Genomic DNA, 17866 nt, shown 5'->3' with positions numbered 1-17866 from the left:
TTGTTTGAGAGTAGGTAATGAATTTGGAAAATAGTATTGAAAGAATACGTTCGGGGATGGAATTGCTGAAACCTGCAGAAAGAAATGTAGCTTTATATATTTTAAGTCACTTAGAGGATGTTATTCGCATGCCGATTGCAGTGCTGGCAGAAAAGGCTAAAACAAGTGAAGCAACAATAGTGAGAATGTGCAGGGCATTAAACTTTTCCGGATTCAAAGATTTAAAACTCAGTATTGCTACAGCACCTACTCTGGAAATTCAAAACAACCACAATTTTGAACTGGAAAAAGATTCGACCATATTGCAAATGATACAGACCATTGAAATGCACAATATCGATGCAATCCAACGAACGCTAATGATTAATGGCGAAAGGGAATTGGAGAAAATTATTCACCAAATTAATAATGCAAGAAAGATTATCTTTATCGGCATCGGGGCCTCAGCAATCGTTGCGCAAGATTTTGAACATAAATTGAAACGGATTAATAAAAACTGTGAAACAATTTTCGATAGTCATGGGCAGCTGATTGCAGCAGCACATGCAACGAGCGAAGATGTTGTATTCGCGATCTCGTACTCAGGTGAAACGAAGGAAGTTATTAATGCACTTACCGTTGCAAAAGAGAATCAAGCAACGATTATTACAATGACACAAAACAAGCGAAATACAATACAAAGCTTTGCAGATTCTGCTCTGTACGTCGTTTCTAACGAAGCAGATATTCGTAGTTCGGCAACCGCATCACCCAACTGACATTAATTGATATTTTATATACAGGAATCGCAACATTAAACTATGATAAATCGATTGTTGCGTTAAATCGCACACTCGAGGTAATTAAGGGTTTTTCTCGTTAATATTGGTGCTGACTATATTCATATAGTTAACATAATGAAAATGAAGGGGTGTAATGTATGTTTGTTATCAAAGAGAGAAAGCAGACTTGGTTTTTAGTAGCATTAATGAGTTTAATGCTATTGCTCGTAGCGTGTTCGAATGACGAGGAATCAAACAGCGACACTGAAGGAAACAGCAGTACAGAACAATCAACGACTTCATCGGATAATACTTCTACAGAAAGTACAGGGGATGGGTTATCAGGAAAACTGGAAATTCAATATTTCGTTGGAGGATATGGTGACGGATGGTGGAAGCAAGTTATAGGGGACTTCCAAAAACAGCATCCGGATTTAGAAATTGTAGAACATGCAGGTCCGAATATTAATACGGAGATGAACACACGCTGGATTTCGGAAACACCACCTGATGTCGTCTATATCGATGGAGCAGGAGCTAGTGAAACACAAATGATCGCTGAAGGTCAGTTAATGGATATTAGTGAATTTGCAAAAGGAATTAAACTTGAAAATGGTACAGCATTATTAGATAGCTTTATCTCACCGGCAGAAGAAGTAGATGGCGGGAAAATCTATAGTTTGCCATTAGTATTCGATACGTGGGGAACTTGGTATGATGCGAAGTGGTTTGAAGAAAACGGATGGGAAGTACCAACAGATTTTGACAGCTGGATCAGCTCTATGGAAAAAATTAAAGCCGATACGAAAATTGCACCATTTGTAACGACAGGCCAACATACACAATACTTCCACCGTGGCGTATTGAATCCGGCTTTTGCTGCTGCAGGCGGTGAAGAGTTATTAAATGACTTAAATAATGGTGTAGTAGAGGCTTGGAAAAAACCTGAAACGCTTGAAGTATTGAAAAAGGTAGAAAAAATTGCTAAAGCAGGACTAATTGACAGCGGTTTTGCTGCCTACAATCATACGCAATCACAAATGAACTTTTTAATGCATAAAAATGCCTATATTCCAGTAGGTTTCTGGTTACCAAATGAAATGAAAAATGATACGCCGGAAAGTTTTGAATTCGGCTTCACACCAACACCGATGAATGATTCTGGTAAGCCATTAGCACTTGTACCGGATATTCGTACAATTGCAATTGCTGAAAAATCGCAAAATCCGGAAGCTGCAAAGGCATTTTTGGAATTCATCTTTACGGAAGAATATGCGCAGGCATTTGCTGAATCAACAGGTGCGATTATGAACATGAAGGACGTTGATTTATCTTCGAATACAAATGTTCAGGATTTCTTGAAGAATATTAATGAAATGATTAACAATCCAGGTGCTGTTCATACGTACAAACGTTACACACCAGATGCTGAACTGCAAAAAATTGCAGTTGAAATTACAAATGAAATTAAATTATTAATTATTGATATCTTACTTGGTGAAATTACTGCTGAAGAATTTGTCGATAAGATGGTGAAAAAAGCAGAAGAGCTAAGAAAATAACGAGAGAGTCACTTTGCAAATAAGTGACTGCAGGAAATGAGGTTGCTAAAAGCTTTTTAGCAACCTTATTTAATCAGTAGAGAAAGGAGTAATGAACAATGACCTTTTCTTCCAAAAGTAAATATTTGTTTTTAGCATTTTGTTTACTGCCGACTTTTCTGCTCTTTTTAATTTTTACTGTTTATCCGATGTTGGGCGGATTGTATTACTCATTTTTTGAGTGGTCCGGAACAAGTGCAAACAAAACGTTTATCGGCTTAGATAATTATATTCGTCTATGGAATGACTCCATTATTAAAAAGGCGATCATAAATGACTTTTTCTTCGTATTTGTAAAAGTTATTGGGATTATGACGCTCGCTCTATTTTTTGCTGTGGCATTGACGCAGCTTAAAATTAAAGAAGCACCATTTTACCGGATTGTATTTTTCTTTCCGAATATTATGTCGGTTGTAGTTATAGGGATTTTATGGCAATTTATTTATGATCCGAATATGGGGATTGTAAATAGCTTATTAAATCAGGTTGGATTAACTGAATGGGCCCGCCCTTGGTTAGGTGATAAAACATGGGTACTTCCTAGTATTGCCATTCCTGCAATCTGGGCAGGGATTGGATTATTTATGCTACTTATTATGGGTGGTATCTCGAATGTTCCGAAAAGTTTATATGAGGCGGCAGATATTGATGGGGCATCCGAGTGGCAACAATTTTGGCATATTACGGTCCCACTCGTTTGGCCACAAATAAAAACATCCATTCTTTATATCATCATTACTTCTCTGAACGGTTCGTTTGTCCTTGTGCAAGTAATGACAGGTGGTGGACCGGGAAGCGCTTCAGAAGTAATGGGGTCATATTTATACCAGCGCGCTTTTGAAGATTTTCAATTTGGCTATGGTGCAGCGATTGGTGTTCTAATCTTGGTCGTGTCGCTCATTACCGTTCTCGTGTCACAATTTATTCTGAAAAAAGAAAAAGTCGAATATTAACGGGGGAATTGAGATGAAAGTAGTTTCACAAATTTTAGTACGTATCCCGTTAATCCTATGGGCGTTTATCGTAATTTTCCCGTTAATATGGATGTTTATGGGTGCGTTTAAATCGAATGCAGAAATCTTCACGTCACCTTGGTCAATGCCGACTGATTTTAGTTTTACAAATTTTGAACGAGCATGGAACGACTATAATATCGGGCGTGCATTTTTGAACAGTTTTTTTGTAACAGTGCTTGGCTCTTTTTTAACACTCATTTTATCGATTCCTACGGCTTATGCGCTGGAACGTGTTCGTTCAAAATTTGGTGAAGTGCTGATTAATGTTTATTTGGCTTCAATGATGATTCCATCCGTTTTAGGTTGGATTCCTCTATTTTTCTTATTAATGAAGTTTAATTTATTAGATAACTTGTGGGCATTATCGCTTGTATATGCCATTTCGCATGTACCGTTTACAATTTTCATACTTGTTGGATTTATCGGCAATATTCCTAAAGAGCTTGAAGAAGCAGCGGTCGTCGATGGTATGAGTCCATATGGAATCCTGTTTAAAATTGTGACACCGCTTATAAAGTCAGGAATTATGACCGTGACGATTTTGAATGCCATTTCTTATTGGAATGAATTTTTCATGGCGTTAATTTTACTGCAAACAGAAAGCAAAAATACGTTAGGTGTTGCGATGAACTTACTGAAAATAGACGCACAATACGATAGTGCATGGGGTGTCTTGTTTGCGGGATTATGTATTGCTGTCATACCGGTAATTGTTTTCTATTCGATCTTCCAACGCCATATCGTAAAAGGTATGACAGAAGGTGCCATCAAATAGGAGGGAGATCATGGCTTTTTCACGAGTTGAACAATTTATTGAAACAGCAATCCAAAATAAAGAACTGCCCGGTGCAGTATTGTCTGTGGCAAATGCAGAGGATGTCCTTTACTGTAAAGCATTTGGGATGGCACATACAAAGCAGCAAATTCCGATGTCGGAACAGACGATATTTGATTGTGCTTCATTAACGAAAGTAGTAGCAACGGCAAGCTCGGTTTTATTATTGCTTGAGCAAGGGGTTATTGATTTAGATGATTCCATTAGTTACTACTTTCCGGAATTGAAGGAAATGCATGAAGAAGTTAGGATTCGTCATTTATTAACACATACAAGCGGCTTTCGGGCAGAAATCAAGTTCTATAAAGAAGAGGTAGCTTATGCAGATGTCATAGAACGTATTGCAAAGGAAACAGGACGGAAAAGTGTAGAGCAGCAGGTGATCTATAGTGATGTAAACTATATTTTATTAGGGAAGCTGATCGAAAAGGTTACAGGTATCTCATTGGCCGACTATGCCAGTAAAACTATTTTCCGGCCGCTTTGTATGCACAATACTCTATTTAATCCGCCTGTCCAGTTACAGGCTAAAATTGCGGCAACTGAATTTCGTACTTATTTACAGAAACATCAGTGGGGTGAAGTGCATGATGAAAATGCTCTCCATTTTGGCGGAGTTAGCGGTCATGCAGGGTTGTTTTCGACTGCTGAGGATTTGACGAAGTTTGCTCAATCTTTTATGAAAAATAACGATTCTATTTTTCGCGAGCATACTAAACAATTAGCAAAGCAAAGTTTTACAGAGCAGCATGAGGAACAGCGTGGCTTAGGGTGGCAGTTGTATTCTTCGCCTTCATTTTCCGGCCAATATTTGCGAGACGGTTTTGGGCATACCGGTTTTACGGGCACTTCAATTTGGGTATCGGATGAGAAGCAATTAGCAATTATTTTGGTAACAAACCGCGTTCATTTTGGACGTGGTTGCGAAATTCAAAGGTTTCGAAGAATTGTGCACAACTTAGTTGCACTTGAAAATGAATAGATAAGGTGAGTAAATGGCAGGGAAATTATGGATTGGTATAGATGGTGGCGGCACGAAAACAACCGCTGTAATCGGTGATAAAAACGGACATTTACTTGCAGTTGCTAAGGGAAGTTCCGGCAATTTAACAGCGATTTCAATAGATCAGTTGTACACACTTATAAATAATTTGATCGACCAGTTGTTCATACAGACAGGTGCGACATTATCGGACGTTGAAACAGTATTTGCTGCAATGGCAGGTGCAGATCGACAAGCTGAGCAGCAGAAAATATATGATGCATTTAAGCAATCACCCGTTCTGGAAAAACTTAGAGTGCAGAGTGATATCCATGCCGCATTAGCAGCGGGAACATGGGGCAGAGAAGGTACTTTACTTATTGCTGGAACCGGAGCAATTATATTCGGTTATGAGCAGCAAAAAACATTTCGTGTCGGAGGCTGGGGTTATTTATTAGGTGACGAAGGAAGCGGCTATCACTTAGGTAAGCTGGCCATTCGTTCTGTATTAAAGGCGCATGACGACAAAATGCCTTTGAAGCTATTTCAGGAAAAGATATTGTCCCATTTTAATGTACAGTCACCTGATCAGCTCATTACAAAAGTTTACGGCAGTACGAACTCCGTGGCCACTATTTCTTCTGTGGGCAGGATTGTGCTAGACGCTTTTGAGGAAGATCTATCAGCAAAATCCATCGTTAGCACAGTTCAAGAAGCATTATTACAACTTATTGAAAGTGCCTATTCACGAATTGATCGGACAAAGCCGGTAGTTTTACATGGCGGATTATTTTCGAATAAGCCATTCTATGAACGGTTTACCGTACGTTTTTCATCGCGATTTCCTGATTTGATTGCTTTGAAGCCACCAATTTCGGGGACAGTTGGAGCTTACTTATTAGCATTACATGAAAGTGAAATCGAAGTAAGCGATCCAGTTAAACAAACGATTCAACAAACATGGCGTCTATTGGAAGGTGAGATAACATGAATTACGATCAATTAACGACTGAAAAGCGGAATGACGAAACATTGAAGTTGGATGTAATGCCTATCACGGACATACTGCAAATAATGAATAAAGAAGATATGCATGTTGTGAAAAGTGTCGAACAAGTTTTGCCTATTATTGAGAAAGTAATTAAAAGAGTGGTTGAAAATATAAGTAACGGTGGACGCCTTTTTTATATCGGAGCGGGGACTAGTGGTCGTTTAGGTATGCTTGATGCATCAGAATGTCCCCCTACTTTTATGACCGATCCGGAACTTGTGCAAACGGTCATGGCAGGCGGAAAGGAAGCCTTTTTCCAGGCAGTGGAAAATGCTGAAGACCGTTTGGAAGACGGAATAAACAAATTAAAGGAAAAAAACTTAACGAAATTCGATTCTGTTATCGGTATTACGGCAAGCGGTACAACGCCATTTGTAATTGGTGCTTTACAATATGCGCAATCTGTCGAGGCTTTTACGGTAAGTTTGACGAGCAATATTAACTCCGAAGTAAGTCGCTATGCGGAAGAAGCGATTGAAGTCGTCGTAGGTCCCGAAATATTAACAGGTTCAACAAGATTAAAAGCGGCTACATCACATAAAATGATTTTAAATATGATCAGTACGGCTTCGATGGTGCAGCTAGGCAAAGTGTATGAAAACTTAATGGTCGATGTACATGCCAGCAATAAAAAATTAATAGAGCGGGCTAAAAGAATTGTCATCGCTGCGACGGATTGTGAATATGTGGAAGCAGAACAAATGCTTGAAAAAACAAAATTTGCTGTTAAGCCTGCAATTGTCATGCTAAAAACAAATCAAAATTATGATCGGGTAATCCATGCGTTAGAACAAGTAGATGGTCATACGAGAAAAGCTATTTTACTGTTAAACAATAGTTAATAACGAGAGTTGTCATGAATATTTCTGGCAACTCTTTTTTTGTTTTTTTACTTGAATTTCTGTATAGTGCAATAATATTTCTTATAAAACCATTGTTTCCATTTTTTGTGCCTGTTAATATTGAAGTGTACTAATATTCAGAAAAAAAGGGGGCGGAGAAATGGGCATTTATACAGAAGAGCATGAGATGTTTAGAAAAGCTTTACGAAAAATGCTGGATAAAGAGGCGTATCCTTATTTCGAGCAATGGGAAAAAGAACGCGATATTCCACGGGATTTTTGGCTGAAGCTCGGGGAGAATGGCTTTTTATGTCCAATGGTCAGTGAAGAATATGGGGGGCTTGCGCTCGATTTTGGCTATTCTGCTATATTAACGGAGGAACTAGAGCGTGTTGGTGCAGGGTTAGCAAGTGGGATATCGCTTCATTCCGATATTGTGACACCTTATGTTGAAGCATATGGGACTGCTGCACAAAAGGAAAAATGGCTTCCTAAAAGCGTTACAGGCGAATATATTTCGGCTATTGCTATGACGGAACCCGGTGCAGGATCTGACCTCGCAGGCATTCAAACGATAGCGAAAAAAGATGGGGATTTTTATATTTTAAACGGAGAAAAAACCTTTATTACGAATGGCATTCATGCAGATTATGTAGTTGTCGTTTGTAAAACAGATCCGCAGGCAATTCCGGCATATAAAGGAGTTAGTCTGTTAATTGTGGAAAGCGGTACACCTGGTTTTAAGCGCGGAAAAAAACTAGATAAGATTGGCATGCATAGCGCAGATACCGGGGAGCTGATTTTTGAGGATGTTCGTGTACCAGCTGAAAACCTTTTAGGGGAAGAAAACCGTGGCTTCTATTATTTAATGGAAAAACTGCAGCAGGAACGACTGATTGTCGCACTGGAAACACAAATCGAGGCAGAATGCTGTTTAAAACTGACGGTTGACTATGTAAAAGAACGTAAAGCATTCGGCAGCCGCATTGCCGATTTCCAAAATACTCAATTCAAGTTAGCTGAAATGGCAACTGAAATTGACCTTGGCCGTACATATGTCGATAGTTTGATTGCCAAACATATTACAGGACAGGATATCGTAAAGGAAGTGTCGATGGCCAAATGGTGGATTAGTGAAATGGCAAAGCGTGTCGTAGCAGATTGTCTACAGCTGCATGGTGGCTACGGTTATATGGAGGAATACGAAATCGCAAGACGATATCGTGATATTCCGGTAGCTGCGATTTATGCGGGTACTACCGAAATCATGAAGGGGATTATCGCAAAGCAAATTATTAAATAGTACTGACAAAGGGGATAGAATAATGAAAAACGTATATATCGTAGACGGGGCACGTACAGCATTTACAGCTTTTGGAGGTTCTTTAGCAACAACAGATGCAGTACAGCTTGGCACAAAAACAGCAGTGGAAGCGTTAAAGCGTGCAAACGTACAGCCTGAGCAAGTCGACCATGTCATTTACGGGGGTGTAATTACAACTGGTGCAAACTCAGCATATTTAGCCCGTCATATCGGACTTTATGCTGGCGTGCCAAAGGAAGTGCCGGCATTAACATTAAATCGTCTATGCGGATCCGGTATGCAATCGGTCGTATCGGCGGCACAGATGATTCAGCTAGGTGAAGGGGAAGTCGTACTAGCTGGGGGAGCAGAAAATATGTCACAGTCGCCATACTCAAATTTCGAACAACGCTTCAGCGGTTCCAAACTTGGCAACCTGCAGTTTACAGATATGCTTCAAGCGACATTAACTGACCAGTATACTGGCTCAGGAATGGGCTTGACGGCAGAGAAACTTGCTGAACAATATACGATTTCCCGCGAGGAGCAAGATGCATTTGCACTTCTATCAAACGAACGTGCGGCAAAAGCACGCGAGAACGGTACGTTTGCAAAAGAGATCGTGCCTGTTGCAGTAGCTACAAGAAAAGGCGAGATTTTAATAGATCAGGATGAACATATTAAAGAAGGTGGCACAATGGAAAGCTTGGCAAAATTACGCCCGGCATTTAAAAAGGACGGATCCGTTACTGCTGCGAATGCTTCTGGAATCAACGACGGGGCAGCTTCTGTCGTTGTTGCAAGTGAAAATTTTGTAAATGAACAAGGGTTAAAGCCGTTAGCCCGCATTGTATCATGGGGAATAGCAGGCGTTGATCCGACGATTATGGGAATCGGCCCGGCTCCGGCAATTCGTCAAGCATTGGAGCGTGCAAATTTAACAATTGAAGATATGGATTTAGTTGAAATAAATGAAGCTTTTGCAGCTCAATATATTGCAGTGGAAAAGGAACTTGGTCTGGACCGTGAGAAAACGAATGTAAACGGTGGTGCAATCGCACTTGGTCATCCGGTTGGTGCAAGTGGAACAAGAATCATCTTATCCGCTGCATACGAACTGCAACGACGCAGCGGAAAGTATGCGGTTGCAAGTCTATGTATCGGTGGCGGCCAAGGAATTGCTTTAATTATTGAGAGAGTGTAGATGCTAGAAGCTAGGCGTGCTGGAAGGTAGTTTCCGGCATGCTTTTTTTGTTGTAGGCGTTTTTATTAGAACAATGGAGAGAGTTATTAGAAGAAATGTAGATGTTATTAGAAGAAATGGTGAGGTTATTAGAACTTCGGTTGATGCCTGAAGTTCGTGGACGATTTTTTAGTCTAGATCATGTGGAAAAGCACTCGGTTTAAATTTTATTAGAACAATGATACGGGATATTAGAAAATGTACGAGCTTTATTAGAAAAAGGCAAGATGATATTAGAACAAAGCGAACCGATATTAGCACAACGGAAGGATATATTAGAAGATCGCCATTTTATTAGAACAAATTTAAATATATTAGATGATTTCCGAATTTATTAGAAAATCCCCCAGCTTCCACGCGCCATTTTTCAATTGACACATAACCTCCCTTTTTCTCTGAAAACAGTAACTGACAACCCGCCAAATTTCCGCATTAATAACGGAATATGGTACACTAAAGCCAACGAATAAAAGGTGGTAAAACAATATGTCAGCAATTAGCTTATTAAACGAAACACTTCAAAATAAATGGTCGTTTGAAACAACAATGAAAATACAAGAGGAAATGATTCCTGCGATGGTTGAAGGAAAAGATATCGTAGCGGAATCACCGACAGGTTCAGGGAAAACACTAGCCTACACATTACCGATTTTAAATAAAGTAGACGGTAACAAGAAACAAACTCAGGCATTAATCGTTGCACCTTCACAAGAGCTTGCGATGCAGATTGTTGAAGTAATCCGTGACTGGACAGCAGGGACAGACATCACTGTTCAGCAACTAATTGGCGGAGCGAATTCGGCACGCCAAATCGAAAAATTAAAGAAAAAGCCAACGATTGTAGTCGGGACACCAGGACGTCTAAATGAATTGGCACGCCAAGGTAAATTAAAACTTAAAGAAATCGAGACGATTGTTTTGGATGAATGCGATCAGCTGCTTAGCCGCGAGTACCGTGTTGTCGTAAAATCATTTATCGAAAATGCTGCATTCGGCCGTCAAGTCGTTGTTGTATCGGCTACGATTACAGAAGAGATCAAGCTTGTAGCGGAACGATTAATGTTTGAACCGATCAGCATCGAGATCAAACCGGAAGATATGGTGAAGTTCGGTAAAGTTGTGCACTCTTTTGTAAAAGTAGAAGAGCGGGACAAAACAGATATGCTTCGTCGTTTAGCTAATATTGAAGGATTGCGCGGATTGGCATTTGTTAATAACATCGACCAAGTACTAATGAAACAGAACAAGCTGGAATACCGTGATGCACCGATTGTAGCACTTCACTCGGACATGAAAAAAGATGAGCGTAAAAAAGCGTTGGACGCGTTCCGAAAAGGGGAAGCGCGCATTTTAATTGCGACAGATATTGCAGCACGAGGTTTAGATATTTCAGGTTTAACACATGTTATTCATGTTGATGTACCACGTACAATCGAGCAGTATACACACCGTTCAGGACGTACTGGACGTGCCGGTGCAGACGGAGAAGTATTGACATTACTATCTTACAAGGACGAAAAGACATTCAAAAAATGGTTGCGTGATCTTTCCTTAAAAGGTGTTCAAAAAGTTTGGACACAAGGACAACTTGTCGAGGGAAATGCTAAGACAGTAACTTCAAAAGCGGCACCCGCAACAAACAAAACATCAGAGAAAAAGCCGTATCAACCAAAGTCCAATAAAAAAGGCATGACTTTCAGTAAGAAAAAGGAGAAATAATTCATGACATTCCAAGAGAAGTTAGAGCAATTTGCAGATTTAGCCGTTCGAATCGGAGTAAATATTCAAAAAGGACAATATTTATTAATTAACACATCTACGGATACGCTGGACTTTACACGTATTGTCGTTAAAAAAGCATATGAAGCAGGCGCAAGCCGTGTTCATGTTAACTTAACTGATGCCAGCTTTGAACGTGCTTATTTTGAAAATGTTACGGTGGAAGAAACAGCTAATTTCCCGAAATGGGTTGTCGCACAACGTGAAGAATTAATTGAACGTAAAGGTGCACTTCTTTGGATCGATGCGGAAAATCCTGATTTACTGGCAGGTATTGATTCTGAAAAGATCGGAGCACAGCAAAAAGCAGCAGGTACGGCATTAGTTAATTACCGTAAAGCTGTTATGAATGATGATATCGCTTGGTCAATTATTGCTGTTCCTTCGCCGAAATGGGCGGCAAAAGTATTCCCTGATTTACCGGAAAAGGAGCAGGTTCCTGCACTATGGGATGCTATTTTCAAAACAGTACGTATTGGTGAAGGGGATGCAGTAGGAAACTGGCAAACTCATATTGAAAACTTACATGCACGTGCAGATCAGCTGAACAAGAAAAAGTATGCGAAGCTTCACTACACGGCTCCTGGTACAGACTTGACGATTGAACTACCGGAAAAACATTTGTGGAAAAGCGGAAGCAGCGAAGCACCTGATGGCACGACATTCATCGCGAATATGCCGACAGAAGAAGTCTTTACGCTGCCTGCAAAATATGGTGTAAACGGCTATGTATCCAATACGAAACCGCTCGTTTATAAAGGGAATATTATTGATGATTTTAAGCTGACATTTGAAAAGGGTAAAATCGTTAATGTTGAGGCAAAAGTAGGTCAGGACTTATTAAAGCAGCTAGTTGCTTCCGATGAAGGTTCTTCATATTTGGGAGAAGTTGCATTAGTACCGCATGAGTCACCTATTTCTTCATCTAATATTTTATATTACAACACATTATTCGATGAAAATGCCTCTAACCATTTAGCAATCGGAGAAGCATATCCGACGTGCTATGAAGGTGGCAAGGAACTTGAAAAGGGCCAACTGGAAGCACTGGGCATTAATACGTCGATTACACATGAGGATTTCATGATCGGCAGTGCGGAAATGGATATTGACGGGATTCTGGCAGATGGCACAACAGAACCGATTTTCAGAAAAGGTAATTGGGCATTCTAACAAAAGAAGTGGGGTGAATAAATGCGAAAAATAATAGGGATTCTTATTTTTTGTATTGTCCTGTTTCCAACGGGAGCATTAGCCAATGAACGAGAAGTTTATATTGCACTTGGCGACTCTTTGGCAGCAGGGCAAACACCTTACAGTCAAATTGATGCAGGATATACGGATTACATTGCTTTGCAGCTAGAGCGACATGGTAAGCTCGCACATTTTTCAAAAGAGCTTACTTTCCCCGGATACCGTGTTGGAAATGTAATGGAAACAGTTCAGTCCGAAAAGGCAGCACCATTACTAAGTGAAGCAACATTGATCACACTGTCAGCCGGAGCGAATAATTTACTGCCGCTCATTACACATAACCCTCAACAGGGAACACTCGCTTTTAGTCAGCTTAACGCCAATTTCGCTTTAAATGAAGTAAGGAATCAGATGAGAGAGCTGCTTTCAATAATTAACGAAAAGGCCCCGAAAGCGACAGTATATGTACTTGGCTATTATTTCCCTTATGTAAGTGTTCATAAAGAACAGGTAGACGGAGCAGTAGAAGCGGTGCAGCTTTTAAATGCGATATTAAAGCAGGAAACAGAAGCGGCAGGCCATATATTTGTAGATGTTTATGAAACATTTGACCAGCAGCGTTCAACATATTTGCCGAACGTGGCGGATGTGCATCCAAACCAGCTTGGGTACCGTATTATGGCTAATGAAATGCTGAAAAGCTATAGTGGTAATGAGGCACTTATATTGCCAATCGATGCAATGCCAGCACCAAATCCGAAAACATTTGAAGAAATGCTGAGGATCCAACAAAATAAGTTAGCAGTAGAAGACGTACCATTTATAGCAATGCATAATCTTGATCGACCAATCCCGATCTTAGTATAAAAAGCATTCCGACAATATTTATTGGAGGAGACCACATCGTACGAACGAATATTCGTACGATGTGGTTTTTTTATTTTTCCTCATGTACACTTATAGTTAGAAGATAGGAGGCGGTATTCATGAAAATTTTTCATACAGCAGATTGGCATTTAGGAAAAATAGTACAAGGTGTATCGATGACAAGAGACCAGCAATTTGTGCTTGAACAGTTTATCGAAGAAATCAGAAGAGAAAAGCCGGATGTCATCATTATTGCCGGGGATTTGTACGATCGATCTGTCCCACCGACAGATGCAATCCAACTATTAAATAAAACGTTGAAAGAAATATTAGTCGATGAGAAAACACCGATTTTAGCAATTGCTGGAAATCATGATAGCGCTACACGTTTAAATTTTGGCAGTGAATTTATGAAGGCGAGCGGGTTACATATCGTTGGTCATTTAGAACAGAATATCGATCCGGTCATAATGCACGATGAATACGGAGAAGTTCATTTTTATTTAGTTCCATTTGCAGAGCCTTCAATTGTACGGGCAGTATTTGACGATCAATCCGTTACAACTCATGAAGCGGCGATGGCGAAAATCATTGAACAGATTAAACAGACGATGGACTGTACGAAACGTAATATCATTATCGGCCACGCTTTTATTACAAAAGACGGGATGGCGGAACCGAATACGAGTGACTCTGAACGCAAGTTGACGATTGGCGGGACGGAGTGTATCAGTTCAGCGTTGTTTGAACCATTCTGTTATACAGCGTTAGGCCATTTACACCAGGCCCACTTTGTCGCAAACGAGAAAATCCAATATGCAGGATCACCACTTAAGTATTCAGAATCTGAAGTGACACATAAAAAGGGATTTTTGATTGTTGATTTAAATGAAGATGGGTCAGTGACGATTGAAAAAAGAATGCTTACCCCAGTACGGGATATGCGTATCGTGACGGGAATGCTTGAGGATATATTGCAGCATAAAGTAAACGACGATTATGTATTTGTAAAATTACAGGATGAACATTATGTAAAAGGTGCTGCCGAACTTGTCCGCACTGTTTATCCAAATGCTTTGCATATTGAAAGAACGGTTGTGTATGAACAGCTTGAACAGCATGCGACAACAATGAACCGTGTTCAGATGAATGATTCGGAACTGTTTGAGCTATTTTATACGGAAATGACAGGCAAGCCTTTAAGTGATGAAATAAAAGAGATTTATACAGATGTTTTAGAGCAGCTAATCGAAAATGAACGTGAAAAACAGGAGGTGCTGTAACGATGAAGCCAATAAAATTATCGATGACAGCATTTGGACCATATCATCAAAAAGAAGTCATTGATTTTACAAAACTCCATGAACATGGAATTTTTGTCGTTTCCGGGGCAACGGGCGCGGGAAAAACGACTATTTTTGATGCGATTACGTTTGCGCTTTATGATTCTGGAAGTGGTGAGGATCGGGAAAAGTCGCTGTTTTTGCGCAGTGATTTTGCGGATGAAACAGTTGATACGGAAGTCGAACTGGAATTTGAAGTACGCGGTCGCCTTTACCGTATTTGGCGGAAATTTGGTCATGACGGGGCAAGTGCAAAGCGCGAGTTTTTTGAAATTACGGATGGGGTCATTGTGCCCGCTGTAGAGAAGTTTCAAGTGAAGCTCATTCAGTCGAAAATTGAAGAACTGATCGGCTTAACACAGTCCCAGTTCAATCAAATCGTCATGCTGCCACAAGGAGAATTTCAAAAGCTCCTCACTTCGGAATCAAAGCATAAAGAAGAGATTTTCCGAAAAATTTTTAAAACGGAACGCTTTACGAAAATGGTGGAACTGCTGAAAGAGAAAAAGAATATTGCTGAAAAGCATTATGAACAAGCAAGGATGCAGCAGGATAATACGATTCATGATATTCGGTCCCGCCTCCCGCACAGAGAATCGGAACTGTTTACAGCTCTGAACAATGATGTCATTAATCTGTATCAAGTAAAAACGGCATTGGAAACAGAACAGCAATTTTATGAAGAGCAATGTGCTGCATTAAAAGGACAATATGCAGCCTCAAAAACGCATTTACAAACGTTAGTTAAATCATTAAATGAGCAAAGGCTGTTAAATGAGCGAATTGAAAAGTTTTTAATCAGGAAAGCCCGGCTCGATGAATTGCTGCAGCAAAAGGATAAAATACAAGCAGAACAACAGAAACTTGTACTTGCAAAAAAGGCTAATCAAATAGAACCTTTAGAACGTGAATATGAGAAGGTAAAACGGCAGCTTGAACAAGCGGAAGTTTCCTTACAGAAAGCAAAGGCTGACTATGAACGTGCACAGGTACAACTTCTGCAGGCGACAAATCACTATCAGGAGCAAAAGCAGCATGAGCCACTGTTGGATGAATTTACGAAATCAATTTCACAGCTTGAACAGCTTGTCCCGATTTATCAATCGATTAATACGCAGCGGGAAAAGGTGGCAAAGCTTTCAGAAAACCAGAAAAACGCAAAGCAATTATTTGATAAGCTCCAAAAGGAAGCAGCTTCTTTAAAAGAAAAACACCAACAGCAGCAGGCTATTATAAATGAGCTGGAAGATGCGACAGTGACGTACCATGAAACGTATGAAGCACAGGCTGTATTAACACGAAAAATTGAAATGGCAAAAGAAGTGGCTGCAATACAAATGAATATAGAAACTTTAGTGAAACAGCTTGCTGATAAGAAACAAATTGCCGATGGAGCGCAACAGAAGCTGCAAAATATGGAGCAGCAAATACGCAGCAATCAGGCAGCGTTTCTAGCGGCTTCATTACATCATGGGGAAGCATGTCCTGTATGTGGGAGCACGGAGCATCCAGCCATTCATAATAGCGAAGCGTTTACCATTGATGAAAATGCACTGGAACATCTTCGTCAAGAAGGCGACCGTGCTATGCAAAGCTTTTACCAGGTCAACTCGAAATTGGATGTAGAAAAGGCAGCATTGGAACAGAAAAGAAGTGCTCTAGAGTTACTGAACGTTGAGCTTTCACAACTACATTATTATGAACAGCAATTGGCCGAACTGACTGAGCAATTGACAAAGCAAAAGCAGCAGCAGGCACAGCTCATCACTGAAAAGAAAACGATGGCACAGCTTATTGAAAGTAAAGAAGTGCTGCAAGGCCGTATTGAAAAAGGGCAGCAATATGTAGTCGATATCGATAAACAATATGCACAAGAAAAAGGGAAGCTTGAGCAAAGTGAGCAGTCATTATTGCCTCAGTTTTCTACATTGGATGAAGTAACACAAGAATTGGCCAGCCAGCAGCAAAAACACCGCCATTTAAAAAGTGCAATTCAAAGTGCACTGGAGGCAATGCAAAAAATCCAATTAGATGAAAAATCTTGTGAAGTGAACCATCTACATGCACAAAACCTTGTAACAGAAAAACAGCAGGAGACTCTTTCAGCGCAAAAAGCGTTTGATACAGCATTGCAGCAAGAAAGTTTTGACTTGGAAACATATAAGAATGCGTTACTGCCATTAAATGTTCAGCAGCAAATTCAGGATGAAGTTGAAGCTTACAAGCAAAATGTTCATACATTATCTGTTCAAATTGCCGAGGAAGAACCTTTGCTCGAAGGAAAAGAACGGGCTGATTTAACGGCAAGTGAGCAACAGATTCATGAGCTGAATGAGCAAATCGAGGCACAGTATTCTAAAATTACATTAACCCAGTCCTATGTGGAGCAATGTGAGGAAACCCTCGAAAAACTTGACCAATCTGCACAGCAGATCGAAAGCTATAAAGCGAAACTGATGCAGGTGGAGCATGTTTATAATTTAATCCGCGGACAAAACGATTCGAAAATTTCATTTGAGCGGTTTGTGCAAATTGGTTATTTGGAAAAAGTAACCCATGCGGCAAATGAACGTTTACGTGTCCTATCAAATGGTCAATACTTCCTAAAATCGACAGGTCGTAAAGAAGGAAATGCACAGAGCGGGCTCAGTATCGATGTATATGACAGCCATACAGGACAAACGCGGGATGTAAAAACATTGTCCGGCGGTGAAAAATTCAATGCCTCACTTTCATTAGCATTAGGAATGGCCGATGTTATTCAAAGTGTTCAAGGAAGTGTGCATATCGATACGATGTTTATCGATGAAGGCTTCGGTACATTGGATGAGGAGGCGTTAAGACGGGCAATCGATATTTTGATCGATCTTCAGCAAACAGGCCGCTTAATCGGCGTCATCTCCCATGTGGCCGAATTAAAAGCAGCAATGCCTGCCATTTTACAAGTCCAAAAGCTTAAAGAAGGCTACAGTAAAACCGAAATTATTATTAAATAAAAGACAACAAAAAACACATTTCACACGAGTTTTAGTGCGAAATGTGTTTTTCT

14 protein-coding genes are annotated in these 17866 nt (G+C 40.1%); all 14 read left to right on the top strand.

What is annotated here, in order from left to right; translation table 11 throughout:
* Positions 1-23 precede the first annotated feature (23 nt).
* The 14 genes from MHH44_RS18570 to MHH44_RS18505 all read left to right on the top strand — a co-directional run bounded on the left by MHH44_RS18570 (position 24) and on the right by MHH44_RS18505 (position 17813).
* Positions 24-758, top strand: coding sequence for a MurR/RpiR family transcriptional regulator (locus tag MHH44_RS18570; protein ID WP_340799301.1), 735 nt, complete (start codon positions 24-26; stop codon positions 756-758).
* A 161-nt stretch (positions 759-919) separates the two neighbouring features.
* Positions 920-2323, top strand: coding sequence for an extracellular solute-binding protein (locus MHH44_RS18565; protein ID WP_014822676.1), 1404 nt, complete (start codon positions 920-922; stop codon positions 2321-2323).
* Positions 2324-2421: 98 nt separating this feature from the next.
* Positions 2422-3315: a carbohydrate ABC transporter permease gene (locus tag MHH44_RS18560; RefSeq protein ID WP_087617436.1), complete on the top strand. Its 894-nt coding sequence runs from the start codon at positions 2422-2424 to the stop codon at positions 3313-3315.
* Positions 3316-3328: 13 nt separating this feature from the next.
* Positions 3329-4153: a carbohydrate ABC transporter permease gene (locus MHH44_RS18555; protein WP_008405651.1), complete on the top strand. Its 825-nt coding sequence runs from the start codon at positions 3329-3331 to the stop codon at positions 4151-4153.
* A 10-nt stretch (positions 4154-4163) separates the two neighbouring features.
* On the top strand, positions 4164-5195 hold the full coding sequence (locus tag MHH44_RS18550) for a serine hydrolase domain-containing protein (RefSeq protein ID WP_340799300.1): 1032 nt from the start codon (positions 4164-4166) through the stop codon (positions 5193-5195).
* A gap of 13 nt (positions 5196-5208) precedes the next feature.
* On the top strand, positions 5209-6186 hold the full coding sequence (locus MHH44_RS18545) for an N-acetylglucosamine kinase (RefSeq protein ID WP_340799299.1): 978 nt from the start codon (positions 5209-5211) through the stop codon (positions 6184-6186).
* Positions 6183-7088, top strand: a complete 906-nt coding sequence (gene murQ / locus MHH44_RS18540; protein WP_340799298.1) for an N-acetylmuramic acid 6-phosphate etherase — start codon at positions 6183-6185, stop codon at positions 7086-7088. The genes MHH44_RS18545 and murQ overlap by 4 nt, the downstream gene beginning before the upstream one ends.
* Positions 7089-7248: 160 nt before the next feature.
* Positions 7249-8391, top strand: coding sequence for an acyl-CoA dehydrogenase family protein (locus MHH44_RS18535; protein WP_340799297.1), 1143 nt, complete (start codon positions 7249-7251; stop codon positions 8389-8391).
* A gap of 22 nt (positions 8392-8413) precedes the next feature.
* Positions 8414-9595, top strand: a complete 1182-nt coding sequence (locus MHH44_RS18530) for an acetyl-CoA C-acetyltransferase (protein ID WP_340799296.1) — start codon at positions 8414-8416, stop codon at positions 9593-9595.
* A gap of 525 nt (positions 9596-10120) precedes the next feature.
* The gene (locus tag MHH44_RS18525; RefSeq protein WP_340799295.1) at positions 10121-11353 is read left to right on the top strand and encodes a DEAD/DEAH box helicase; all 1233 of its coding nucleotides are present in this window, start codon (positions 10121-10123) and stop codon (positions 11351-11353) included.
* A 3-nt stretch (positions 11354-11356) separates the two neighbouring features.
* Positions 11357-12586, top strand: a complete 1230-nt coding sequence (locus MHH44_RS18520; RefSeq protein ID WP_340799294.1) for an aminopeptidase — start codon at positions 11357-11359, stop codon at positions 12584-12586.
* Positions 12587-12607: 21 nt separating this feature from the next.
* On the top strand, positions 12608-13474 hold the full coding sequence (locus MHH44_RS18515) for an SGNH/GDSL hydrolase family protein (protein ID WP_340799293.1): 867 nt from the start codon (positions 12608-12610) through the stop codon (positions 13472-13474).
* Between the two features lie 119 nt (positions 13475-13593).
* On the top strand, positions 13594-14757 hold the full coding sequence (locus tag MHH44_RS18510) for an exonuclease SbcCD subunit D (protein WP_340799292.1): 1164 nt from the start codon (positions 13594-13596) through the stop codon (positions 14755-14757).
* 2 nt (positions 14758-14759) lie between these two features.
* A complete protein-coding gene (locus MHH44_RS18505) occupies positions 14760-17813 on the top strand; it encodes an SMC family ATPase (RefSeq protein WP_340799291.1) in 3054 nt (1017 codons plus the stop codon).
* Positions 17814-17866: the final 53 nt, after the last annotated feature.

It is taken from the genome of Solibacillus sp. FSL K6-1126 (genome assembly GCF_038003445.1).
Classification (GTDB): Bacteria; Bacillota; Bacilli; order Bacillales_A; family Planococcaceae; genus Solibacillus; species Solibacillus silvestris.
Note: the sequence above shows the minus strand (reverse complement) of the source record. Positions and strands in the feature narration are given on the sequence as shown.